This window comes from Microbacterium sp. ARD31 (assembly GCF_031844425.1).
The window spans coordinates 1-21276 of sequence record NZ_JAUZVE010000040.1 but is presented as its reverse complement, the minus strand read 5'-3'; the positions used below and the strand labels follow the sequence as shown (position 1 = coordinate 21276).

Annotated in this window: 27 protein-coding genes and 1 pseudogene; 16 read left to right on the top strand and 12 right to left on the bottom strand. The window is 72.3% G+C overall.

Features of this window, described 5'->3' with window-relative positions:
* Positions 1 to 55 precede the first annotated feature (55 nt).
* Positions 56 to 340, top strand: a complete 285-nt coding sequence (locus Q9S36_RS40695; RefSeq protein WP_311290447.1) for a DUF1905 domain-containing protein — start codon at positions 56 to 58, stop codon at positions 338 to 340.
* Here the strand turns inward: Q9S36_RS40695 and Q9S36_RS40690 are convergent, their stop codons facing one another.
* Positions 341 to 1072 (bottom strand): CDP-diacylglycerol O-phosphatidyltransferase, encoded by a 732-nt coding sequence (locus tag Q9S36_RS40690; protein WP_311290445.1) that lies wholly within the window; start codon positions 1070 to 1072, stop codon positions 341 to 343.
* A 99-nt stretch (positions 1073 to 1171) separates the two neighbouring features.
* Here Q9S36_RS40690 and Q9S36_RS40685 point away from each other — a divergent pair, with 99 nt between their 5' ends.
* Positions 1172 to 1729 carry a hypothetical protein gene (locus Q9S36_RS40685; RefSeq protein WP_311290444.1) on the top strand — a complete coding sequence of 186 codons (558 nt, stop codon included), beginning with the start codon at positions 1172 to 1174 and terminating at the stop codon, positions 1727 to 1729.
* 25 nt (positions 1730 to 1754) lie between these two features.
* Here Q9S36_RS40685 and Q9S36_RS40680 read toward each other — a convergent pair whose 3' ends face one another.
* From Q9S36_RS40680 to Q9S36_RS40670, 3 genes are all read right to left on the bottom strand, one after another.
* A complete protein-coding gene (locus Q9S36_RS40680; RefSeq protein WP_311290443.1) occupies positions 1755 to 2096 on the bottom strand; it encodes a YciI family protein in 342 nt (113 codons plus the stop codon).
* 120 nt (positions 2097 to 2216) lie between these two features.
* Positions 2217 to 3233, bottom strand: coding sequence for a Gfo/Idh/MocA family oxidoreductase (locus Q9S36_RS40675; RefSeq protein WP_311290442.1), 1017 nt, complete (start codon positions 3231 to 3233; stop codon positions 2217 to 2219).
* Positions 3230 to 3595, bottom strand: a complete 366-nt coding sequence (locus Q9S36_RS40670) for a DUF4406 domain-containing protein (RefSeq protein WP_311290440.1) — start codon at positions 3593 to 3595, stop codon at positions 3230 to 3232. The genes Q9S36_RS40675 and Q9S36_RS40670 overlap by 4 nt, the downstream gene beginning before the upstream one ends.
* Positions 3596 to 3666: 71 nt before the next feature.
* On the opposite strand from Q9S36_RS40670, the gene Q9S36_RS40665 reads away from it, so the two are divergent.
* The 3 genes and pseudogenes from Q9S36_RS40665 to Q9S36_RS40660 all read left to right on the top strand — a co-directional run bounded on the left by Q9S36_RS40665 (position 3667) and on the right by Q9S36_RS40660 (position 5200).
* A complete protein-coding gene (locus Q9S36_RS40665; protein ID WP_311290439.1) occupies positions 3667 to 4071 on the top strand; it encodes a pilus assembly protein CpaE in 405 nt (134 codons plus the stop codon).
* A gap of 172 nt (positions 4072 to 4243) precedes the next feature.
* Positions 4244 to 4348, top strand: a pseudogene (locus Q9S36_RS51705) (DUF2510 domain-containing protein); the annotation flags it as partial.
* Between the two features lie 114 nt (positions 4349 to 4462).
* On the top strand, positions 4463 to 5200 hold the full coding sequence (locus Q9S36_RS40660) for an Ltp family lipoprotein (RefSeq protein WP_311290438.1): 738 nt from the start codon (positions 4463 to 4465) through the stop codon (positions 5198 to 5200).
* A 48-nt stretch (positions 5201 to 5248) separates the two neighbouring features.
* Here the strand turns inward: Q9S36_RS40660 and msrA are convergent, their stop codons facing one another.
* Positions 5249 to 5899 (bottom strand): peptide-methionine (S)-S-oxide reductase MsrA, encoded by a 651-nt coding sequence (msrA, locus tag Q9S36_RS40655; protein WP_311290437.1) that lies wholly within the window; start codon positions 5897 to 5899, stop codon positions 5249 to 5251.
* Between the two features lie 159 nt (positions 5900 to 6058).
* Here msrA and Q9S36_RS40650 point away from each other — a divergent pair, with 159 nt between their 5' ends.
* The 5 genes from Q9S36_RS40650 (at position 6059) to ilvA (ending at position 12082) form a co-directional block, all read left to right on the top strand.
* A complete protein-coding gene (locus tag Q9S36_RS40650; protein ID WP_311290436.1) occupies positions 6059 to 6814 on the top strand; it encodes a hypothetical protein in 756 nt (251 codons plus the stop codon).
* 107 nt (positions 6815 to 6921) lie between these two features.
* Complete coding sequence (locus tag Q9S36_RS40645) at positions 6922 to 8091, top strand: cystathionine gamma-synthase (protein ID WP_311290435.1); 1170 nt, start codon at positions 6922 to 6924, stop codon at positions 8089 to 8091.
* Positions 8084 to 9490 carry a glutamate mutase L gene (locus Q9S36_RS40640; RefSeq protein WP_311290434.1) on the top strand — a complete coding sequence of 469 codons (1407 nt, stop codon included), beginning with the start codon at positions 8084 to 8086 and terminating at the stop codon, positions 9488 to 9490. The genes Q9S36_RS40645 and Q9S36_RS40640 overlap by 8 nt, the downstream gene beginning before the upstream one ends.
* 10 nt (positions 9491 to 9500) lie before the next feature.
* Positions 9501 to 10877 carry an AI-2E family transporter gene (locus Q9S36_RS40635; RefSeq protein WP_311290433.1) on the top strand — a complete coding sequence of 459 codons (1377 nt, stop codon included), beginning with the start codon at positions 9501 to 9503 and terminating at the stop codon, positions 10875 to 10877.
* On the top strand, positions 10874 to 12082 hold the full coding sequence (gene ilvA / locus Q9S36_RS40630) for a threonine ammonia-lyase (RefSeq protein WP_311290432.1): 1209 nt from the start codon (positions 10874 to 10876) through the stop codon (positions 12080 to 12082). The genes Q9S36_RS40635 and ilvA overlap by 4 nt, the downstream gene beginning before the upstream one ends.
* Positions 12083 to 12185: 103 nt before the next feature.
* Here the strand turns inward: ilvA and greA are convergent, their stop codons facing one another.
* On the bottom strand, positions 12186 to 12677 hold the full coding sequence (gene greA, locus Q9S36_RS40625) for a transcription elongation factor GreA (protein WP_311290431.1): 492 nt from the start codon (positions 12675 to 12677) through the stop codon (positions 12186 to 12188).
* Positions 12678 to 12888: 211 nt separating this feature from the next.
* The gene (locus Q9S36_RS40620) at positions 12889 to 13281 is read right to left on the bottom strand and encodes a DUF4307 domain-containing protein (RefSeq protein ID WP_311290430.1); all 393 of its coding nucleotides are present in this window, start codon (positions 13279 to 13281) and stop codon (positions 12889 to 12891) included.
* Between the two features lie 38 nt (positions 13282 to 13319).
* Between Q9S36_RS40620 and mca the strand changes: the two genes are divergently transcribed.
* Positions 13320 to 14219 carry a mycothiol conjugate amidase Mca gene (mca, locus tag Q9S36_RS40615; protein ID WP_311290429.1) on the top strand — a complete coding sequence of 300 codons (900 nt, stop codon included), beginning with the start codon at positions 13320 to 13322 and terminating at the stop codon, positions 14217 to 14219.
* 23 nt (positions 14220 to 14242) lie between these two features.
* Positions 14243 to 14467, top strand: coding sequence for a hypothetical protein (locus tag Q9S36_RS40610; protein WP_311290428.1), 225 nt, complete (start codon positions 14243 to 14245; stop codon positions 14465 to 14467).
* Here Q9S36_RS40610 and Q9S36_RS40605 read toward each other — a convergent pair whose 3' ends face one another.
* From Q9S36_RS40605 to Q9S36_RS40590, 4 genes are read right to left on the bottom strand one after another with little or no spacing between them, the layout of a single operon-like run.
* Positions 14468 to 15094, bottom strand: a complete 627-nt coding sequence (locus Q9S36_RS40605; protein ID WP_311290427.1) for a class I SAM-dependent methyltransferase — start codon at positions 15092 to 15094, stop codon at positions 14468 to 14470.
* Positions 15095 to 15114: 20 nt separating this feature from the next.
* Complete coding sequence (nagA, locus tag Q9S36_RS40600; RefSeq protein WP_311290426.1) at positions 15115 to 16251, bottom strand: N-acetylglucosamine-6-phosphate deacetylase; 1137 nt, start codon at positions 16249 to 16251, stop codon at positions 15115 to 15117.
* Positions 16248 to 17501, bottom strand: coding sequence for a PTS transporter subunit EIIC (locus tag Q9S36_RS40595; RefSeq protein WP_311290425.1), 1254 nt, complete (start codon positions 17499 to 17501; stop codon positions 16248 to 16250). The genes nagA and Q9S36_RS40595 overlap by 4 nt, the downstream gene beginning before the upstream one ends.
* Positions 17498 to 18301 carry a GntR family transcriptional regulator gene (locus Q9S36_RS40590; protein WP_311290424.1) on the bottom strand — a complete coding sequence of 268 codons (804 nt, stop codon included), beginning with the start codon at positions 18299 to 18301 and terminating at the stop codon, positions 17498 to 17500. Before Q9S36_RS40590 ends, Q9S36_RS40595 begins: the two co-directional genes overlap by 4 nt.
* Positions 18302 to 18398: 97 nt before the next feature.
* On the opposite strand from Q9S36_RS40590, the gene Q9S36_RS40585 reads away from it, so the two are divergent.
* Genes Q9S36_RS40585 through Q9S36_RS40570 form a run of 4 tightly spaced genes read left to right on the top strand, consistent with a single transcriptional unit; the run spans position 18399 to position 20816 of the window.
* Positions 18399 to 19457, top strand: coding sequence for an SIS domain-containing protein (locus tag Q9S36_RS40585; protein ID WP_311290423.1), 1059 nt, complete (start codon positions 18399 to 18401; stop codon positions 19455 to 19457).
* Positions 19457 to 19714, top strand: coding sequence for a PTS glucose/sucrose transporter subunit IIB (locus Q9S36_RS40580; RefSeq protein ID WP_311290493.1), 258 nt, complete (start codon positions 19457 to 19459; stop codon positions 19712 to 19714). Before Q9S36_RS40585 ends, Q9S36_RS40580 begins: the two co-directional genes overlap by 1 nt.
* Positions 19711 to 20178, top strand: coding sequence for a PTS glucose transporter subunit IIA (locus tag Q9S36_RS40575; RefSeq protein WP_311290422.1), 468 nt, complete (start codon positions 19711 to 19713; stop codon positions 20176 to 20178). The genes Q9S36_RS40580 and Q9S36_RS40575 overlap by 4 nt, the downstream gene beginning before the upstream one ends.
* Positions 20175 to 20816 carry an HAD family phosphatase gene (locus Q9S36_RS40570; protein WP_311290421.1) on the top strand — a complete coding sequence of 214 codons (642 nt, stop codon included), beginning with the start codon at positions 20175 to 20177 and terminating at the stop codon, positions 20814 to 20816. Before Q9S36_RS40575 ends, Q9S36_RS40570 begins: the two co-directional genes overlap by 4 nt.
* Here the strand turns inward: Q9S36_RS40570 and Q9S36_RS40565 are convergent.
* Positions 20813 to 21276 (bottom strand): phospholipase D-like domain-containing protein (locus Q9S36_RS40565; RefSeq protein WP_311290419.1); only part of this gene is annotated, 464 nt, incomplete at its 5' end. The genes Q9S36_RS40570 and Q9S36_RS40565 overlap by 4 nt on opposite strands.

Below are 21276 nucleotides of genomic sequence, written 5' to 3'. Positions count from 1 at the left end.
CACAGGGACTCCCGTCCGCCCTCACTTGTTCCGCAACCTCTGCCACGCTGGCCCCGTGGAGCTGGAGTTCAGCGGCGAGCTGGTGGAGTGGCGCGGTCCCGCGCCGTTCCACTTCGTGCCGCTGCCGCCCGACGAGGCCGACCTGGTCGACGAGGTGAAGGCCGAGGTCGCCTACTGGGGCGTCGTCCCGGTGCGCGCGTGGATCGGCGGCACCGAGTTCACCACCGCCATGTTCCCGCGCGAGGACACGTGGTTCCTGCCGGTCAAGGACGCCGTGCGCCGGGCCGAGCACGTCGAGCTCGGGGAGGTCGTGCCCGTGCGGCTGAGGGTCGGGCGGTAGTCAACCGCCGGCGGCGACCGGCTGCTGGCCGCGGCGAGCGGTCAGGTAGAGGCTGAGGGCCACGTAGTAGCCCATGTAGGCCACCGAGACGGCGAGCCAGGCGACGCTCGGGTCGGGCGCCTGCACGAGCAGGACCGCGTAGCTGGCCAGCCAGACGCAGGTCAGGACGAGCGTGGTCGCCCGCAGCGTGGTCGTCCGCGAGGGGTAGACGTAGCCGATCGGCACGAACACGAGCACCGCGCACACCAGGAGCACGACCGCAGCGGCGGTCGGCGTCAGGTCGAGCACGATGATGTAGAACGCTGCGATGTTCCAGTAGCTCGGGAAGCCGAGGAACAGGTGGTCCTCGGTCTTCGCGTCGACCCGGCAGAACTGGTACGCCGACGCGAGCAGGGGCACCACGGCGAGCACCTGCGCCGACGTGCCGTCGCCGAGGGCGCCGGTGCTCCACAGCAGTACCATCGGGAGGAATGCGTAGGTGATGTAGTCGACGATGTTGTCCAGCAGGGCGCCGTCGAACCAGGGGACGTGCCGCTTCACCTGCACCCAGCGCGCGAGCATGCCGTCGGTGCCGTCCACCACCATCGTGGCCAGGAACAGCCAGAGGCACCGCGCGGTGGCGCCCTCCATCACCGCGACGACGGCGAGGAACGCCAGCACGAGTCCCGAGGCCGTGTAGGCGTGCACGAGGTAGGAGGCAACGGTCGGGAGGGTGCGCCGCGGGGATGCCACGTCCCCTCCTCGGTCGTCGGTTCGTGCGTCGAGTGGGGATGATGTCAGACGGAGGCACCCGAAGTGCAACCTCGGACGAGGAATGCGCGTCTCTCCTGCATGAACATGTCGACCCGCCGCACCCTCCGCAGCGCCGCCGCCCTGTCGGTGGCCGCCCTCACCCTGACCCAGCTCGCCCCGGCGACCGCCGACGGCATCGGCATCGCCGACGCCGACGACCTCGCCCACGGCGTCGACCTCCTCTCGGTGGAGGTCCAGCACAAGGCCGCCAACGTGGTGGTGACCACGACGCACGACGACCTCCGGGAGTCGTTCCGCAGCGGCTCGTCGGGATCGGTGTTCATCGACACCGACCCCGCCGACGCCGGCCCGGAGTACGTCTTCTCCGGCGGCTTCTTCGTCGGCACCGACTACCAGCTGCTGACGACCGACGGCTTCGCGAGCTCGGCGTGGGGCGAACCGGTCGAGGGGTCGTACCGGATGAAGGTCGACTACGACCGGGAGATGGTGCGGTTCCGGATCTCGCGCGAGGCCCTCGGCTCGCCGGACGAGGTCCGGGTCGCCGTACGCGTCGCCGGCACGAAGCCGAACGGCAAGAACACCCGGACCGACTGGCTCGGTGCTCCCCGGTCCTTCACCGACTGGGTGGCGCAGTAGCCGCTCCCGGCCTCGGCCCAGCCGACTACTTGACGACCCGGACCTCCTGGGGCCAGCCGCACCCCTCGGCCACCCGGGCGGCCCACTCCTTGGCCTCCTCGAGCGTCTCGACCTCGATGATGGTGATGCCGCCGAGGTACTCGGTCACCTCGGTGTAGGGGCCGTCGGTGACGACCATCTCGCCGCTGGTGCCGTCCGCGCTGAAGGCCTCCTCCATGTCCTCCACGAGGCCCCCGGCGAACACGAGGACGCCTGCCTTCTCCATGTCGAGGACGACGTCCGTGGACGGCTTGACGCGGGTCTGGTACCACTCCTCGGGGTGGTCACCGACCCACTGCTGCATGAAGTAGATGGCGTACTGGGTCATGGCTCTCCTCGTCCGGCGCCGCCCCGTGCGGCCCTCCGACACTCTGACGGACGAGGGGCCCCCGAATCGACACCCCTGCGGAGACGAGTGGGAAGCGCCCACTCACCTCGCTGGACGCGCTCACGGAGCCGCGGACCACGACTCCCACGCCTGCTCGGACGGCGGGCTCGCGAGCTCGTGCGCCTCGCGAAGAAGGCGCGCGGTCTCCCGGGCGGACCCGAGGGACAGCAGCGGGTGGGCGGGGTCGTCGACGTAGGTGCGGTACATCGCCCGGTAGTGGGCGCGCTTGCGGTCGACCGTGCCGTCGTGCCCCAGGTGCGCCACGGGCGTCCCGTCCTCGACCGCGACGGCGGTCATCGACGTGTGGTCCAGCCAGAGCTCCCGCCCGCCGGACCAGCGCAGCGACGTCTGCTTGCTGCTGTCGCCGGTGTGCCAGCTGGAGGTGAGCACACCCGTCCCGCCGTCGAAGACCACGCGGGTCACCGACCGCGTGCCGTCGGCCACCGCGTCGTGTGCCGCGACCGCGACCCCCGACACGAAGCGGGCCAGCAGCCCCAGCTGGTTGGGTCCGGAGTCGGTCCAGCTGGACACGTAGGTGGCACGCTCGTGCTCCGGCTTGAGGACGTACGGGTCGTTGAACACCGACAGCGCGGAGGTGGGCGGCCCCCACTCCCGGTCCTGCGCCAGACGGACGCCCCACTCGACCTCGGGGGAGAAGGCGAAGTGGTTGACGACGCGCAGGCGGTCGTGGACGTCCGGGCGGGCCGCCAGTACCTCGAGCGCCGCCGGGTCGTCGGCCAGCGGCTTCTCGGACAGGACGTCCGCGGCGGTGGTCGCCAGCAGCCGCTCGGCGAGGCCCACGTGGGTGTTGGTGGGCGTGGCGACGACGTAGAGGTCGGGCGCCGGCAGCCGCCCCCGGTCGACGTCACGCAGCAGCGCGTTCACGTCGTCGTACGACGGCAAGCCGGCGCGGCGCGCAGGCTCGCGCGCGTCGGCGCGCGGGTCCACGACGCACCCGACCTCGAGCTCCGGGACCTCGGTCAGGGTCCGCAGGTGCACCTGGCCGATGACGCCGAGCCCGACGAGGGCGACGGTCCGCACGGAGTCGCCCGCCGCCGCCTCCGCGTCGTGCGTCACCGCAGGCTGCCCGGGTCGGGCCGACCCGCATCCCCGGGGTCGCCCTCGAGGAAGCGGACGGGGATGCCGAGCGACCGGGCGTGCGCGATCTCGCGGCGCGTGCTCTCGCCGACGTGGCCACCGACGTCGACGACCAGCACCTCGTCGGCCATCGCGACCTTCTGGAGGTGGACCCGACCCAGCCGGGCCCGCTGCTCCTCGTCGGGCTCGGCGGAGGGGTCGAGGGCAGCCGGGGCCAGCACCACGTGGCCGGCCAGCGACAGCTCGGCCTCCAGACGGTCGAAGTGCTCGCGGAACCGCATCGAGCCGCAGAGCGTGACGACGGTGAGCTCGGGCGCGGTGCGCGACTCCTCGTGTGGCACCGGGCGAGGCTAGCAACGCGGGCGCCCGGCACGGCCTCGATCCGCGACCGGGGCTGGGCGACACTGGCCGGGTGATCTCCTTCGACCTCGCGCACCGGCTGCACGACGCCGGGCTCGTCTGGTCGCCGGTCAACGGCGACCGGTTCTGGCTGCCCGACCGCGACCTCGACGAGGTGGTCTTCACGGTGAGCGACATGGTGGTCGAGGTGCGCGACTGGCCCTCCGGCCGCTTCCTCGCCTTCAACGGCACGACCGAGTGGGCGCTCGACGACGTGGAGGACGAGGAGGCGGTCTGGCTGCCGCGCCTCGACCAGCTGCTCGACCGCCTCGGGCCGCACTTCCTCAGCCTCAACGCGCGCTCCGGCGGCCACGTCGTACGCGTGCGGGTGGACGGCGTCGAGGAGGACCACGTCGACGTCGGTGCCGCGGACGCGGCCGCGCGCGCCGTCCTCAGCCTGCTGGCGGCCGGCGGCTGAGGGCCCGAAGCTCCTGCTGCCTTGGGACACGTGACCCGCCTCTTTGCGTGACTCCTCCAACCCACGTGATCCAGTCAATGTCTGATTCCGCGAACAGCGCGCCGCAGTCAGTGCGACCCTGACATCACGTCAAGCAGCGGCGCCAGCTCATCGCACCAACGGGGGAACTCCGATGCCGAACAACACGCCCGCACCCGGTTGGTTCCCGGACCAGATGGACAGCACCCAGCTTCGCTGGTGGGACGGTCAGACATGGACTGACCAGACCCGGCCCATGAACCCTTCGGCTGTCCCAGAGGTCCCATCCCCAATGGTCCCGGCCCCGCAACCACTCAGCGCCCGGCCCGCGAAGAAGCCGTGGTACTTCAGATGGTGGGCAATCGCCGCGGCTGTGATCGTCGCCCTGACGATCTTGGGCAGCGTTCTACCTGACGAGGAAGCACCGGCTCCCTCCAGCGCCGATTCGTCGACGGCGGAGTCCGACTCATCGGGAGAACCTGCGCAGGCCGAGGCCGAGTCCGAGGCCGACGCAGAGACGCAGCCGGCGGTCGAGGAGGAGCCGGTCGACACCGACGGCGACGGGGTCGTCGACGACGAGGACTACCGGCCCGAGGATGCCAAGGTCCAGACCGAGGACGATGTCGACACGGACAAGGACGGCGTTCCGGACTACAAGGACGACTTCCCGAAGAACGCCACGTACAGCAAGGACAGCGACGGTGACGGGGCGGCCGACGCGATCGACGCCTTCCCGAAGGACGAGCGATACAGCAAAGACTCCGACGGCGACAAGGTGGCGGACTCGGAGGACGACTTCCCTGCTGATCCCAGTCGCTCGAAGATCACCAATGCGATGTGGAACGCCATCGACAGTGCGTCGTCCTACCTCGAGTACAGCGCGTTCTCGCGAACCGGGCTGATCGGGCAGTTGGAGTTCGAGGGGTATGCGACCGGCGACGCCACGTTTGCGGTCGACTACCTGGATGTGAACTGGAACGAGCAGGCGTTCAAGTCCGCGAAGTCCTACCTGGACTACTCCAGCTTCTCGCTCTCCGGCCTCATCGGGCAGCTGCAGTTCGAGGGCTTCACCTACGAGCAGGCGTCGTACGGGGCGAACAAGGCGTACTGACCGAGGCTGACCCAACGCTGCATCCGCAGATCGCGGCGCGGCGGGTTCTCAGGCGGTCTCGGGGAAGCTCACGCCCGTGTTCGCGTGGCAGCGGTAGCCGAAGGGGTTCTTGGCGAGGTACTGCTGGTGGGCGTCCTCGGCGTAGAAGTACGGCGTCTCGCTGGCCGGGCGGATCTCGGTGGTGATCTCGCCGAGGCCGCGGCGGGCGAGCTCGTCGCCGTAGAGCTTGGTCAGCTCGCGGGCGGTCTGCTCCTGCTCGGGGGTGGTCCAGTAGATCGCGGAGCGGTACTGGGTGCCGACGTCGTTGCCCTGGCGCATGCCCTGGGTCGGGTCGTGGATCTCGAAGAACTTCTTCACCAGGTCGGCGTAGGAGACGACGGACGGGTCGAAGACCACCCGGACGGCCTCGGTGTGGCCGGTGCGGCCGCTGCAGACCTCCTCGTAGGTGGGGTTCGGCGTGCTGCCGCCGGCGTACCCGACCGAGGTGGACCACACGCCGGGGACCTGCCAGTAGGTCTCCTCCGCGCCCCAGAAGCAGCCGAGGCCCAGGATCGCGACCTCGTGGCCGGCCGGCACCTCGTCGGTGACGACGGGGGTGTGCAGCACCACGTGCTCGCCAAGGCTCCACATGGGCTCCGTCCGGCCCGGCAGGGCCTGGTCGGGCGTGGGCAGGGTGGTGGGCTTCCCGAATCCGAACATGTGCCCATTCTCCCCGGTCGCGCAAGCGGGCGAGCGCCGTCCACCGCGCGAGGACCGGCGGATCCGGTGGTCTAGTCGTCGTAGTACCACCGATGTGCAGGTCCTCGACGCGGGAGCACTGTGGGCCCACCACGTACCACCACTCGAAAGGAACCGCACATGTCGTCAGGGTCTTCACGTCGTTCGTTGCGCCGGCTCGTCGTGGCCGTCGTCGTCGGGGTCATGGTCGGGGGAGGCCTGATGGCTGTCACCCCCGCCGGCGCCGAGGTCTCCCAGTCTCTCGCGACGAGCTGGAAGAAGATCTGGAAGAAGGAGCTCCGACCGCTCGCGGACAAGCGCTACTACACCAAGAAGAAGTCGGACTCGACGTTCGCCACCAAGGCCGAGTCGGCTGCCGCGGCTGCCGCGGCCCAGTCGGCCGCGAGCTCGGCCACCGACTCCAAGCTGGGCAGCTACTACAAGAAGACCGAGTCCGACGCGCGCTACGCGCCGGCGCCGACGGTGATCCGCGGCTCGTGGTCGATGATGGACAACGCGCCCGCCGTGGGCACCTACCTGAGCACCGACGTCAACTGGGGCTACACCTTCTCCGGCACGCTGACGGTCCACTACATCCCGCCGGCCGGGGCCGTGCCCGCCGGCTGCTCGGGCAACCTCGACGCGCCCGGCGCCGACCCCGGCAACCTGTGCGTCTTCGCCTTCGGCAGCAACGGGGTGAGCCCGGTCCAGATCCGCAACACGTCCAACAACTCCGGGACGACGGCTCCCTTCGCTGCGAACCTGTTCGCCACCTCCACCGCGACGGGCAACGTCTACGCCTACGGCTCGTGGGCCGCGCGTGGCACCGGGCTCGCGGCGGGCGCGCCGCGCGTCTCACCCGACCAGGGCGGCGGTTCGACCGTCCCGGGCGAGTGAGCGCCTGACCGACCCCAGGAGGGACGGCCGCCACCGGCGTGGGTGTGGCGGCCGTTCGGCCGTCCTCCGGTGGGCGGCGTACCGGCACCGAGGTCTACGCTCGCCGTGTGACCCAGGAACGCGCCAACAAGGCCGGGTTCGAGACGCGTGCGATCCACGCCGGCTACGAGCCCGACGCGATGACCGGGGCGGTCAACCCGCCCATCTACGCCAGCAGCACCTACAAGCAGGACGGCGTCGGCGGACTGCGCGGCGGCTACGAGTACAGCCGCTCCGCGAACCCCACCCGTACGGCGCTGGAGGGGGCGCTCGCGGCCGTCGAGGACGGCGAGCGTGGGTTCGCCTTCGCCTCGGGCCTGGCCGCCGAGGACACGATCATCCGCGCCCTGACCGCGCCGGGCGACCACGTGGTCATCCCCGACGACGCCTACGGCGGCACGTTCCGCCTCTTCGACAAGGTGGCGAAGCTGTGGGGCACCGCCCACAGCCCGGCCCCCGTCGCGGACGTCGAGGCCGTCTCGGCCGCGATCGAGCCGGGTCGCACCAAGCTGGTCTGGGTCGAGACGCCCACCAACCCGATGCTCACCATCGGTGACATCGAGGCGCTCGCGCAGGTCGCCCACGACGCCGGCGCGCTGCTGGTCGTCGACAACACCTTCGCCTCGCCCTACCTCCAGCAGCCGCTCACCCTCGGCGCCGACGTGGTCGTGCACTCGACCACCAAGTACGTCGGCGGCCACAGCGACGTCGTCGGCGGCGCGGTCGTGGTCCGCGACCTCGACCTGGCCGAGAGGATCGGCTTCCACCAGAACGCCATGGGGGCGGTCGCCGGCCCGTTCGACGCGTTCCTGACCCACCGCGGCCTCAAGACCCTCGGCGTCCGCATGGACCGCCACTGCGACAACGCGGAGCGGATCGTGGAGTTCCTCGACGGCGACCCCCGGGTCGCCGAGGTGATCTATCCCGGGCTCGCCGCGCACCCCGGCCACGAGGTCGCCGCCCGCCAGATGAAGCGGTTCGGCGGGATGATCTCCTTCCGCGTCGCCGGTGGGCTCGAGCAGGCGCTCGCGGTCTGCGAGCGCGCCGAGGTCTTCACGCTGGGCGAGTCGCTGGGCGGCGTCGAGTCGCTCATCGAGCACCCCGGGCGGATGACGCACGCCAGCGTCGCCGGCACCGACCTCGAGGTCCCGGCCGACCTGGTCCGCCTCAGCGTCGGCATCGAGAGCGTCGAGGACCTGGTCGCCGACCTCGACCGGTCCCTGGGCACCGTTGGCTGAGCAGGGCGCGGCCGTCGTCTGCGTCGACTTCGGGTCGACGTTCACCAAGGCCGCGCTCGTCGACCTCGGCTCCGGGGCGCTGCTCGCCACCGCGAGCCACCCCACCACGCTCCCCGACGCGAGCGGTCACGGCGACGTCCTCGACGGGTACGACGCCTGCCTCGACGCGCTCGCCGAGCAGGACCCGCGCGCCGTCGACGCCGACGTGCTCGCCTGCTCCAGCGCCGGCGGCGGGCTGCGGATCGCGGTGGTGGGCAACGAGGAGCTCGTCACCGCCGAGGCGGGTCGCCGGGTGGCGCTCTCCAGCGGCGGCAAGGTCGTGCTGGTGCTCTCGGGCGGCCTCGACGCCGACCGCCTCGCCGAGCTGCGCCGCGCCGAGCCCGACGTGGTGCTCCTGGTCGGGGGCACCGACGGCGGCAACTCCGAGGTGCTCGAGGGCGACGCCGCGGTCCTCGCCGACGCCCCGTGGGACGGGCCGGTGGTGGTCGCCGGGAACGTCGAGTCGCAGGACGCGGTCCGCTCGCTGCTCGCCCACTCGGGCACGCCCCACGTCGTCGCCGACAACGTCGTGCCGAAGATCGGCGTCCTCGCCCCTGACAGCGCCCGCCGCGCCATCCGCGAGATCTTCCTCAGCCACGTGATCGGCGGCAAGCACCTCAGCAGCCGGACCGACGCGCAGGGGAGGACCTTCACCGCCATGGTCCGCGGTGCCACGCCCGACGTGGTGCTGACCGGTGTGGAGCTGCTGGCGCGCGGCCTCGACGACGAGCACCCCGGGGCCCGTGACGTGGTCGTCGTCGACGTCGGCGGCGCCACCACCGACGTGCACAGCGTCGTCGAGCTCGACCCGGAGGACAGCGGCCTGGCCCGCGAGGTCGTGGCCACCACCCCCGTCACCCGCACGGTCGAGGGAGACCTCGGCATGCGGTGGTCGGCGGTCTCCACGGTCGAGGCGGCCGGGCGCGAGGACCTCGCCGACGCGGCGGCCGCCCGCCGCGCCGACCCCGGCTGGGTGCCGCGTGACGCCGCCGAGCAGGACGTCGACCACGAGATCGCGGCCGCCGCCGTGCGGATCGCGCTCGAGCGGCACGCCGGGCGCAGCAAGGTCGTGGTCAGCCCGGAGGGGCGCGTCGTGGAGCGCAGCGGCAAGGACCTCCGCGAGGTCGACCTGCTGGTCGGCTCGGGCGGGGTGCTGCGCCACGGCGGCCCCGACGCCGTACGACGCGTGCTGGTGCCGTCGACCGGTGACGCGTTCGAGGGTGGCTGGCAGCTGCCGCGCGACCCGGTGGTCGTGGTCGACCACGACTACGTCCTCGCCGCCGCCGGCCTGCTGGCCGAGGCGCACCCCCTCGCGGCGCACCGGCTCGTACGACGCCTCCACGACGCGGGCACCCGTTAGCGTGGCCGACGTGAGCGAGCAGCGCACGCCCGAGCCCGAGGAGACCGACGAGGAGTCGGGCCGCCGTCGTCTCTTCGCCGCGCTGTCCCGCAGCGACGACGACGGGCTGACCGAGCGGATCGTCGCGCAGTGGGCGCAGATGCGCGCCGAGCGGAGGGCCGAGGAGCGGCCGGCCTTCACCACCGGCCCCTCGAACTTCAGCCGTGCGCAGGTGCCGTGGGGCCTGGACCTGGCCGCTGCCTGGTCGTGGCGACTGATCGTCATCGTGGTCGCCGGGCTCGGCGTGCTGTGGACGCTGAGGTACTTCGCGGTGATCACGCTGCCGCTGGCCGTTGCGCTGCTCATCGCCGCCCTGGCCGCGCCGCTCGTGGCGTGGCTCCGTCGGGTCGGGCTGCCGCGCGGTCCGTCGACAGGGATCGTGATGCTGCTCGGGATCGCGATGGTCTCCCTGCTGCTCACCTACGTGGGCCAGCAGGTCGCCCAGGGCGCCAACGACCTCGCGGACTCGGTCGTCCAGGGACTCGGGCAGGTCCGCGACTGGCTGCGCACCGGGCCGCTCCACGTCTCCGACTCCCAGCTCGACGGCTACATCAAGGAGGTGCAGGGGGCGATCACCGACAGCACCGGCACCGACGGCATGGTCACCCGGGTGACCGAGGTCGGCACCGCAGTAGGCCACGTCGTCGCCGGCTTCTTCATCGTGCTCTTCTCGACCTACTTCTTCCTCTCCGACGGGGAGCGCATCTGGTCGTGGCTGGTCCGCATCGCCCCCCGCGCCGCGCGCGAGCGGGTCGACGCCTCGGGCCGCGTCGCCTGGGTGTCGCTGACGCAGTTCGTGCGCGCGACCGTCCTGGTCGCCCTCGCCGACGCGATCGGCATCATGATCGTCGCGGCCGTCCTCGGCGTGCCGTTCGTGGTCGCCATCGGCGTGCTGGTCTTCCTCGGCGCCTTCGTGCCGATGATCGGCGCCACCGTCGCCGGCACGGTCGCGATCCTGGTCGCGCTCGTCGACCAGGGCCCCTGGACCGCCGTGCTGATGCTCGGCGGCGTCATCCTGGTGCAGCAGATCGAGGGTCACATCCTCCAGCCGTTCCTCATGGGCCGCTTCGTCTCGCTGCACCCGCTCGGCGTGATCGTGGCGATCGGCTGCGGCGTGCTCGTCGCCGGCATCGCGGGCGCACTCATCGCCGTACCCCTCGCCGCCGCGGGCAACGCGGTCGCCCAGCACCTCGCCAGCTACACCGAGATCGGGGAGGACGACCCCGACGAGGCGCTCGACGAGGACATCGCGCCACCACCGACCGAGGGCGACCTGATCCCCGAGGACGACAGCCCGCTCGCCGGACCGGACGCGCCGGACGACGACCAGACGAAGGACCGCAGATGACTGACCAGGTGGGCATCGACGACATCCACGCCGCCCGCGAGATGCTCCGCGACATCACCCTCACCACGCCGATGGAGGGGGCCCGCTGGCTCTCCGCCATGGCCGGCGGACCGGTGCGGCTCAAGTGTGAGAACCTCCAGCGCACCGGGTCGTTCAAGGCGCGCGGCGCCTACGTCCGGATCGCCCGCCTCTCCGAGGACGAGCGTGCCCACGGCGTCGTCGCGGCCTCCGCCGGCAACCACGCCCAGGGCGTCGCCCTCGCCGCGTCGACCCTCGGCATCACGTCCACCGTCTTCATGCCCGAGGGGGCACCGATCCCCAAGGAGAAGGCGACCCGCGGCTACGGCGCCGACGTGGTGTTCCACGGGCGCTACCTCGAGGACTCCCTCGCGGCTGCCCGCGAGTTCGCCGAGCGCACCGGCGCCGTGCTGATCCACCCGTTCGACCACGTCGACATCGTGGCCGGGCAGGGCACGCTCGGTCTCGAGGTGCTCGAGCAGGCACCGGACGTGCGCACCGTGCTGGTGCCGACCGGCGGCGGGGGACTGCTGGCCGGGGTCGCCATCGCGATCAAGGCGATGCGCCCCGACGTCCGCGTCGTGGGCGTGCAGGCCGAGGGGGCGGCGGCCTACCCCGGCTCGCTCGCCGCCGGGCACCCCCTGGCGCTGGATTCGATGAGCACGATGGCCGACGGCATCGCGGTCGGACGGCCCGGTGACATCACGTTCGCCGCCGTGCGCGACCACGTCGACGAGATCCTCACCGTCTCGGAGGAGTCGCTGTCGCGGGCGCTGCTGGCGCTCGTCGAGCGCGCCAAGCAGGTCGTCGAGCCCGCCGGCGCGGCCGCGGTCGCGGCGATGCTCGACAACCCGACCGGCTTCGAGACGCCCGCCGTCGCGGTGCTGTCGGGCGGCAACATCGACCCCCTGCTGCTGAGCAAGGTGATCCGCCACGGCCTCGCTGCCGCCGGACGCTACCTCTACCTCCGCGTCTGCATCCCCGACCTCCCCGGCGGCCTCGCCTCCCTCCTGACCGAGATCAGCGAGGAGGGCGCCAACGTGCTCGAGGTCGCCCACGAGCGGATCTCGCCGTCCCTCACGCTCAACGAGGTCGAGGTGCGCATCCAGCTCGAGACCCGCGGCGAGGCGCACGCCGACCACCTCCGCGCCCGGCTCCGCGAGCGGGGCTACCGCGTCGACGACTGAGCGTCGTACGCCGCCCGGAAATGCCGCGGAGCGGTGCCCCGGCCACGGCCCGGGAGTCCCGGACGTGGCTGGCGCACCGCTCCAGCGGTGAGGCGGGTGGCGGTCAGGCCTTGTAGGGCTCCGCGTCGACGATCTTCACGGTGAGGTCCTTGCCGTTGGGCGCGGTGTAGGTGACCTTGTCGCCCTTGGACTTGCCGTTGATCGCGGCACCCATCGCCGACTCCGGGGAGTAGACGTCGAGGGTGTCGCCCTCGCCGAGGTTCTCGCGGGCGCCGAGCAGGAACTTCTCGTGGTCGCCGTCGCCGAAGTCGACCGTGACGACCATGCCGGGCTCGACGACGCCGTCGTCGGGCGGGGTCTCGCCGACCTCGGCGCGGCGGAGCATGTCCTCGAGCTGACGGATGCGGGCCTCCTGCTTGCCCTGCTCGTCCTTGGCGGCGTGGTAGCCGCCGTTCTCCTTGAGGTCGCCCTCGTCGCGGGCGGCCGAGATGCGCTCGATGATCTCCTGGCGCTTGGGACCCTTGAGGTCCTCGAGCTCGGCCCGCAGCTTGTCGTAGGCCTCCTGGGTCAGCCAGATGGTGCCCTGGTCGGTCATGTCACTACTCCTGCTTCAACGTAGGAAATTCAGGTGGTGCGAGATGCGGGTGTGCCTCAGCGCGACCGCATCCGGTCGGTGGTGGTTCTTCCGTCCGATCGGGGTCAGCGCGGCTGCAGACGTGGGCCAGCGCTGCCGGACGGGCAGGACTACAGGCTAGCAAGCCTGCAGCAAAAGCGCAGGTCGTGGACCCGGGGTGGACCTGGACTGGTCAGCGGGGGCGCGACTGCCCGGGTGCGGTGCACCCGAGCTTCTCCACCGAGGTGGCCCGCCGCTCGGTGCGGATGACGACGTCGTTGACGCCGCCGAGCGGGGTGAAGGCGAGCTCGCCGACCGCGGTCTTGTCCTCCGCGAGGGCCCGCACGCGGCAGGTCGCGTCGACGTCGTCGTCGCTGAGGCGCACGTCGACGCGCGCCGCGACCTCGTGGTCGCTGGTGACGTCGAAGGAGACGATCTCCGAGCGCACCTCGGGGTTGCCGTGGAACCACGCGACCCACACCAGCCAGGTCAGGCCGACCGCCGCGAGGCCGGCCGCGACCGCGATGGTGACGGGGCGCCGCCAGGCGGACGGCGAGCCGTAGCGGTCGGTGAGGTCAGTGGTCACGACGAAGAGGGTAAGTGCCACCTCCTAGACTCGCGCCCATGGCCCAGCCCTCCGCCGACCGCCCCCGCACCGGGCTCCGGCTCATGCACGTCCACGCCCACCCCGACGACGAGTCGAGCAAGGGCGCCGCCTCGACGGCGAAGTACGTCGCCGAAGGCGTCGACGTCCACGTCGTCACGTGCACCGGCGGTGAGCGCGGGTCGGTCCTCAACGCGAAGATGGACCGTCCGGAGGTCTGGGAGAACATCACCGAGATCCGCCGCGAGGAGATGCACCGCGCCCGCGACATCCTCGGCATCCGCCAGGACTGGCTCGGCTTCATCGACTCCGGCTGGCCCGAGGGCGACCCGCTGCCGCCGCTGCCCGAGGGCTGCTTCGCGCTCGTCCCGCTCGAGGAGTCGACCGAGCGCCTGGTGCGGCTGATCCGCGAGTTCCGGCCCCACGTGATGACGACGTACGACGAGCGCGGCGGCTACCCCCACCCCGACCACATCCGCTGCCACGAGGTCTCCGTCGCGGCCTACCACGCCGCCGGCGACCCCGATCGGTTCCCCGACGCGGGGGAGCCGTGGCAGCCGCTGAAGCTCTACTACCACCACGGCTGGAGCTGGGCGAAGACCAACGCCCTCCACGAGGCGATGCTCGCCCACGACCTCGAGTCCCCCTACGCCGAGCGCCTGGAGAAGTGGGAGCGCGAGCCGGAGTGGGACGACCGGATCACCACCCGGGTGCCCTGCGGCGAGTACTTCGGCGTGCGCGACCAGGCGCTGCTGGCCCACGCCACGCAGATCGACCCGGACGGCATGTGGTTCGCCATCCCGCGCGAGATCCAGCAGAAGACCTGGCCGACCGAGGACTACGAGCTGGTCGACACCAAGGTGGAGACCACCACGCCCGAGGACGACCTCTTCGCAGGGATCCCGACGCCCGCCCCCTGACGGGGAAGTGGGACACTGGAGGCATGCACGCGCTGCTGATCACCCTCGCCGACGACCCGACGCCGGCTGACAACGACGTCGTCGCGGGTCCGCTGGGCTTCGCGATCTGGATCTTCCTGATCCTCTCCGTCGTCGTGCTGGCGTTCAGCCTGGTCAAGCAGCTGCGCAAGGCACAGGCCGCCAAGGACGCCGGCGTCTACGGCGACGAGCCGGTCAAGCCCGAGCAGAAGGCCGACAGCGACGGCTGATCAGCGTCGCACGACCCGCACCAGGCAGTCCCAGGCCGTACGCCGCTCCTCACCGCCGTGCTCGTGGTGCGCCGGGTCCGCTGACCTGACCTCCCGGGCGACCCGCTCCGCGCGCAGCACCTCGACGTCGTACCCCTCGAGGTCGGCGAGCACGTCCTCGGCCGTCATCAGGACCGACGGGTCCTGCGGGCCGCCGGTGCCCTCGGTGAGGTTGGTCGAGTCGTGCGCGACCAGCAGCAGCGTGCCGCCGGGGCGCAGCATCGTGATCGCGCTGCGCACCGCCCGGCGCCGATCATCTGCAGGGAGCTGGAGGTAGGCGACGACCACCAGGTCGACCGGTGCGGGCGGCTGCCAGGACGTGGCGTCGGCGCACACCCAGGTGACCTCGATCCCGGCCTCGGCGGCGAGCCGGGCGCCCTTGTCGAGCGCGACCTGGGAGAAGTCGACGGCCGTCGCGTCCCAGCCGCGGGAGGCGAGCCAGATCGCGTTGCGGCCCTCGCCCGCGGCGAGGTCGACGGCGGTGCCGGGCGGGAGGTCGGCCAGCTCGGCGGCCACGAACCCGTTGGGCTCCCTCGACCACACCAGCTCGCTCGCGGCGTACCTCTCGTCCCAGTCGCGTGCGTCCATGCCGCCAGCCTAGGTCCGGCTCAGTGACCGACCCAGACCCCCGCCCGCATCACGCGGGCCACCTCGAGCCGGTCGTCGAGCACGACGAGGTCGGCCCGTCGGCCGGCCTCGAGGGCGCCGACGTCGGCAAGGCCCCAGGCCGCGGCGGGCGCGGTGCTGGCGGCGTGGACGACGTCGAGGAGGGGGAGCCCCGCCTCGCCCGCGGCGAACCGGACGGCCGCTGCCATGGTCAGCGTCGACCCGGCGATCGCGCCGGTGCCGCTGCCGTCGGCGAGCCTGGCCACGCCCTCGCGGACCTCGATGGCCATCGGGCCGAGCCGGTAGTCCCCGTCGGGAGCGCCGGCGGCGGCCATCGCGTCGGTGACGAGGAGGCAGCGCCCGGGCTTGGCGGCGAAGACGGTCCGCAGCACGGCCGGGTGCAGGTGGACGCCGTCCGCGATGAGCTCGACGTCGACGGGGGAGTCGAGCAGCGCGCCGACCGGCCCCGGGTCGCGGTGGTGCAGGGGGCGCATCGCGTTGAAGAGGTGGGTGCCGAGGCGTGCGCCGGCGTCGATGGCGGCGCGCGACTCGTCGTAGGTCGCGTCGGTGTGGCCGATGGCCGCGACGACCCCTCGCTCCGCGAGCACGCGCACGGCCTCGACGCCGCCCGCCAGCTCGGGGGCGAGGGTGACCATCCGGACCGCGCCCTCGCCGGCGTCGAGGAGCGCCTCGACCGAGGCGGGGTCGGGCTCGGTGAGGGAGCCGGGCTGGTGCGCGCCGGAGCGCCGGGGGCTCAGCCACGGCCCCTCCAGGTGCACCCCGGCGAGGCGGCCGTCCTGCACGAGGAGGGACAGCTCGCGGACCGCGTCGACCATCCGCTCGTGCGTGTCGGTCACCAGGCTGGCCGCGATGGAGGTGGTGCCGTGGGCGAGGTGGGTGTCGGCCACCACGGCAGCCGCGTCCGACGTACCGGTGTCGAAGGAGGCGCCGCCGCCGCCGTGCACGTGGATGTCCACGAACCCGGGTACGACGGTGGCGGGGCCGAGGTCGAGGTCGGCCGGCCGGGGCGGTGCGCCCTCGCCGACCTCGGTGATGCGGTCGCCGTCCAGGAGCAGCCACCCCGGCGCGAGGATCTGCGCCGGGGTGACCACCTGGTCGGCCGTGAGGAGCACCGTCACGCGCGGGTGTCCGCCTCGACGAGGGACTCCTCGCCCTCGTCCTCGCGACCGGGGGTCTTGAGGTTCCACTTCCGGATCACGAACCGGAACAGGAAGTAGTAGATCGCGGCGTAGCCGAGGCCGATCGGGATCAGCAGGAGCGGATCGGTGGCGATGTTGAAGTTCAACGCGTAGTCGAACAGGCCGGCGGAGAAGCCGAAGCCGTCCTTGATGCCGATCGCGTTGACCAGCGCCAGCGAGGTGCCGGTGAGCACGGCGTGCATGACGTAGAGCGGCCACGCGACGAACATGAACGCGAACTCGAGCGGCTCGGTCACGCCGGTGAGGAACGCGGTGAGCGCGGCGGAGAGCATGATGCCGCCGACGGCCTTCTTGTGGGCCGGCTTGGCCTCGTGCCAGATCGCCAGCGCGGCGGCGGGGAGCGCGAACATCATGATCGGGAAGAAGCCGGTCATGAAGGCGCCGGCCGTCGGGTCGCCGGCGAGGAAGCGCGCGATGTCACCGTGGTAGGTCTCGCCGCCGCTGGTGTACTCGCCGAAGATGAACCACGGCGGGTTGTTGAGGATGTGGTGCAGGCCCAGCGGGATCAGCAGGCGGTTCAGGGTGCCGTAGACGAAGCCGCCGAGGACCGAGTTGTCGGTCACCCACTCGCCGAGCGAGGTGATGCCGGAGTCGAACGCGGGGTAGACGAAGCTCATCAGGACCGAGATCACCAGCATTGCGAAGGCGGTGATGATCGGGACGAACCGGCGCCCGCCGAAGAAGGCGAGGTAGGGCGGCAGCGAGATCCGGTGGTAGCGCTGCCAGAGCCAGGCGCTCACCAGGCCGGCCACGATGCCACCGAGGACGCCGTAGTTGATCAGCTGCTGCTCGGCGTCGCCCTCGGGAGCCCCGAGGATGACCGGCGACATGGCGTCGCCGACGCCCTTGAACACCAGGTAGCCGACGACGGCGGCGAGCGCCGTGGAGCCGTCGGCCTTCTTGGCCATGCCGATCGCGATGCCGACGGCGAAGAGCAGGGGCAGGTTCGCGAAGAGCGCGTTGCCGGCGGCGCCGATCACGGCGGCCACGTCGACCCAGCCGAGGCCGTCCGCGCCCAGCAGGTCGGGCTGGCCGAGGCGGAGCAGCAGCGCAGCAACGGGCAGGGCGGCGATCGGGAGCATGAGGCTGCGCCCGAACTTCTGGACGGGTGCGAGGTTGAACCTGCGCCCGGTCGTGGTCCCGCCGGCGGCGGTGTCCTGGGTCGTCACGATGGATCCCTTCTGGTGGTGCTGGTTGTGCGGGTGGGGGTTGGTGCGGTGCTGGAATCGGGGCTGGAGTCGGGGCCGGCGGTGGGGCCGAGCGTCATGTGGACCTGGTAGCGGTCGCCGCGGTAGCGCGAGACCACGTGCTCGAGCGGGCGCCCGGCGGCGCTGGACACGCGGCGGAAGACGAGCAGCGGGGTGTGCACGGGCGCCTCGAGCCGGCGTGCGGTGGCACCCTCGGCGGCCTCGCCCCACAGGGTCTGCTCGGCCGCGTCGATGACGAGGTCGTAGCGGACGTCGAAGAGCGTGTAGAGCGAGCCGGAGAGGTCCTCGGCGTCGAGGTCGGGCAGCAGGGCGGTGGGGTACCAGCCCTGCTCGATGGCCATCGGCTGGTCGTCGGCGAGCCGGATCCGGTCGATGCGCCAGGCGGTGCCGCGCGCGCCGAGCCGCAGCGACCGGGCGACCGGGGCCGGCGGTCGCTCCTCGTCCACCCGGAGCAGGCGGGTCGAGGGGGTCAGGCCGCGGCGCAGCATGTCCTGGGAGAACGACGCCAGGTGCAGGCGGCTCTCCACCCGCGGCCGGGCCACGAAGGTGCCCTTGCCCTGGATGCGGTGCAGCAGGCCGCCGGCGACGAGGTTGTCGATGGCCTTGCGGACGGTGGCGCGCGAGACGTCGTACGTCGTCATCAGCTCGCGCTCCGAGGGGATCGCCACGTCGGGCCCGAGCTCGCGCACCGCCAGCTCGGCCAGCACGTCGCTGAGCTGCGCGTGCTTGGGCCGGGGGCCGTCGTCGATCCTGCGGGCCATCTCCACCTCTCGACGCCTGCGGGTTTGATTGGTACGGTCTGGTACGTACCAGTTGGGAGAGCATGAACCCAGCGCCCCGAGCCTGTCAAGGACCGCGATGAGCACCCCCGCACCCACCCGGATGGCCGCCGAGATCGCCGAGCAGCCGGCCGCCGCCCGTCGCACGCTCCACCACCTGCTGCCCGAGCGCGACCGCCTCCGCGAGCTGTTCGCGGGTCGACGGCGGGTCCTGCTGGTGGCGCGCGGGTCGAGCGACAACGCCGCGATCTACGGCCGCTACCTCCTCGAGGTCGCCTCCGGGGTCCCGGCCGCGCTGGCGGCGCCGAGCGTGGCGACCCACTACCGCGCGCGGCTCGACCTCGACGACACCCTCGTCGTCTCGGTGTCGCAGTCGGGGTCGACGGCGGAGATCGTCGAGACCCAGGAGTGGGCCCGGTCGTGCGGCGCGGCCACTGTCGCGGTCTCCAACGTCGCCGGCTCACCACTCGCCGCGGCTGCCGACCTGGCCCTGACCACCCAGGCCGGCCCGGAGGTCGCGGTGCCCGCCACCAAGACGTACCTCACGCAGATGGTCGCCCTCGCGGTGCTCGCGGACGCCCTCGCGCCGGCCGGCTCGGCGCTCGCCGCCGACCTCGAGCGCCTCCCCGACGCGGTGGCCGGCCTCCTCGCCCAGGACGTCGAGCCCGCCGCGGCCGCCCTCGCCGGCGTGGACCGGGTGATCGTCTCGGGTCGCGGCTTCCTCCTCGGCACCGCGCTGGAGACCGCGCTCAAGATGGAGGAGACCTGCCTGCGCCCGGTGCGCGGCTACTCCTACGCCGACCTGCGCCACGGCCCCATCTCGGTGGTCGGCGACGGTGTCCTCGCCGTCCTCGTCGCCGCTGCCCACGGGCCCCTCGCCGAGCCGATGGTCGAGCTCGCCGACGACCTCCGTGCGCGCGGGGCGCAGGTGCTCGGCCTCGGTGGCACGGAGGCGTTCGCCCGCGGCTGCGACGTCCACCTCTCGGTCCCCGACCTCCCGGAGACGGTGGAGCCTGTTGCGAGCATCGTCCCGGCACAGATGATGATCGAGAGACTGGCGCTGCGCCTCGGGCTCGACCCGGACAACCCGCGCGGGCTCAACAAGGTCACCCAGACCGACGTCACCCCGACCGACTGATCCACCAACGAGAGGAACCCACCATGAGCAGCAAGGCCGAGCAGATCCTCGCGGGCCTCGGCGGCGCGGACAACGTCGTCGAGATCGAGGCCTGCATCACCCGGCTCCGCACCGAGGTCAAGGACGGCTCCCTCGTGGACCAGGCCGCCCTCAAGGCCGCGGGCGCGCACGGCGTGATGGCGAGCGGCACGGTCGTCCAGGTCGTCGTCGGGCCCGAGGCGGACAACCTCGCCGACGACATCGAGGACCTGATGTGACGTCCCGCGTCGACGTCCTCGCCCCCTGCCCCGGGAAGGTCGTCGCGATGAGCGACGTGCCCGACCCGGTCTTCGCCGAGGAGATGGTCGGCCCGGGAGTGGCCATCGAGCCCGACCCCGGCCCGACGACCGTCGTCTCCCCGATCGCCGGGACCGTGGTCAAGGTGATGCCCCACGCGTTCGTCGTGCTCGGCGACGGGGTCGGGGTGCTGGTGCACCTCGGCATCAACACCGTCCGCCTCGGCGGCGAGGGCTTCGAGGTGCTCGCGACCCAGGGCTCCCATGTCGCCGCTGGGGATGAGATGGTCCGGTGGGACCCGGCGAGCATCCCGACCTCGCACGACGGGCACGAGCTCTCGTCCGTGGTGCCGGTCGTGGTGATGGACGCGCCGAAGGGCTCGGTCACCAGCGACGCGATCGGCGGCCCGGTCGCGGCCGGCGACCTGCTGTTCACGACCGCATGACGGAGGTCTCGGCCTTCCTCCTCGACCTCGACGGCACGCTCGTCGACTCCGAGCCCATCCACCGCCGCGGCTACGAGGCGTACTTCGCCCACCGGGGGTGGGACGTGCCTGACCTGACGATCTTCACCGGTCGCCGGGCCGAGGACGTCTTCGCCACCGAGCCGGGACCGTGGTCGGGGCTCGACCCCGCGACCGTGCTCGCGGAGGTCCTGCGCCACGTCCCTGACGAGGCTGCCGAGGCGGTCCCGGGCGCCCGCGATCTCATCCAGTCGGCCGCGGCTGCCGGGGTCCGCCTCGCGATCGTCACCTCGGCAGGTCCGGCCTGGGTGGAGCGCTCGCTGGTCGAGTCGCTGGGGCTGTCGCTGACCAGCGTCGACGTGGTCGTCACCGCGCGCGACGTCGTCGACGGCAAGCCGCACCCGGCCGGCTTCGCGCTGGCGTGCGAGCGGCTCGGCGTCGATCCCGCCCTCGCGGTCGCGGCCGAGGACTCGCCGGCAGGCGTGCGCGCCGCCCTGGGCGCCGGCGTGCGCCGCGTGCACGGCGTCGCGACGACCCACGACGCCGACCGGCTGCGCGAGGCCGGCGCCGTCGACGTCCACGACGACCTGCGCCCGCTGCTGGGCCTGCTCGGCGGCTAGCTGCCCGGCGACCACGGCTCGCTGTGGGCGATGATCCGCTCGATCTCCGCCTTGAGGTGGCGGGCGATGTCGCCGCCGGGGTCGTGGTCCACGTCGATCCCCTCCACCTCGTCGTGGACCGACCCCACGACGAAGATGTTCTCGTCGTTGTACTCGTTGGCGGGCGCGGTGTAGTTGAAGCTGCCGGCCACCACGACCTGCTCGTCGATCACCATCAGCTTGTGGTGCAGCTTGCGCAGGTCCGCGAACGGACCGTCGCGACGCGGCACGAAGAGCTCGATGTTGTCGTGCACCAGCCACGGCGGTGCCGCCCAGTCGCGGGCGGCCTGCCCGCGGTCGAGGACCCCGCGGACCCGCATCCCGCCCCTGGCCAGGGCCAGCATGGCGTCGTCGATGCCCGACGAGCCGGCGAAGGTGAAGATCGCGAAGGTGACCTCCTTCGTCCCCTTGAGCATCTGCT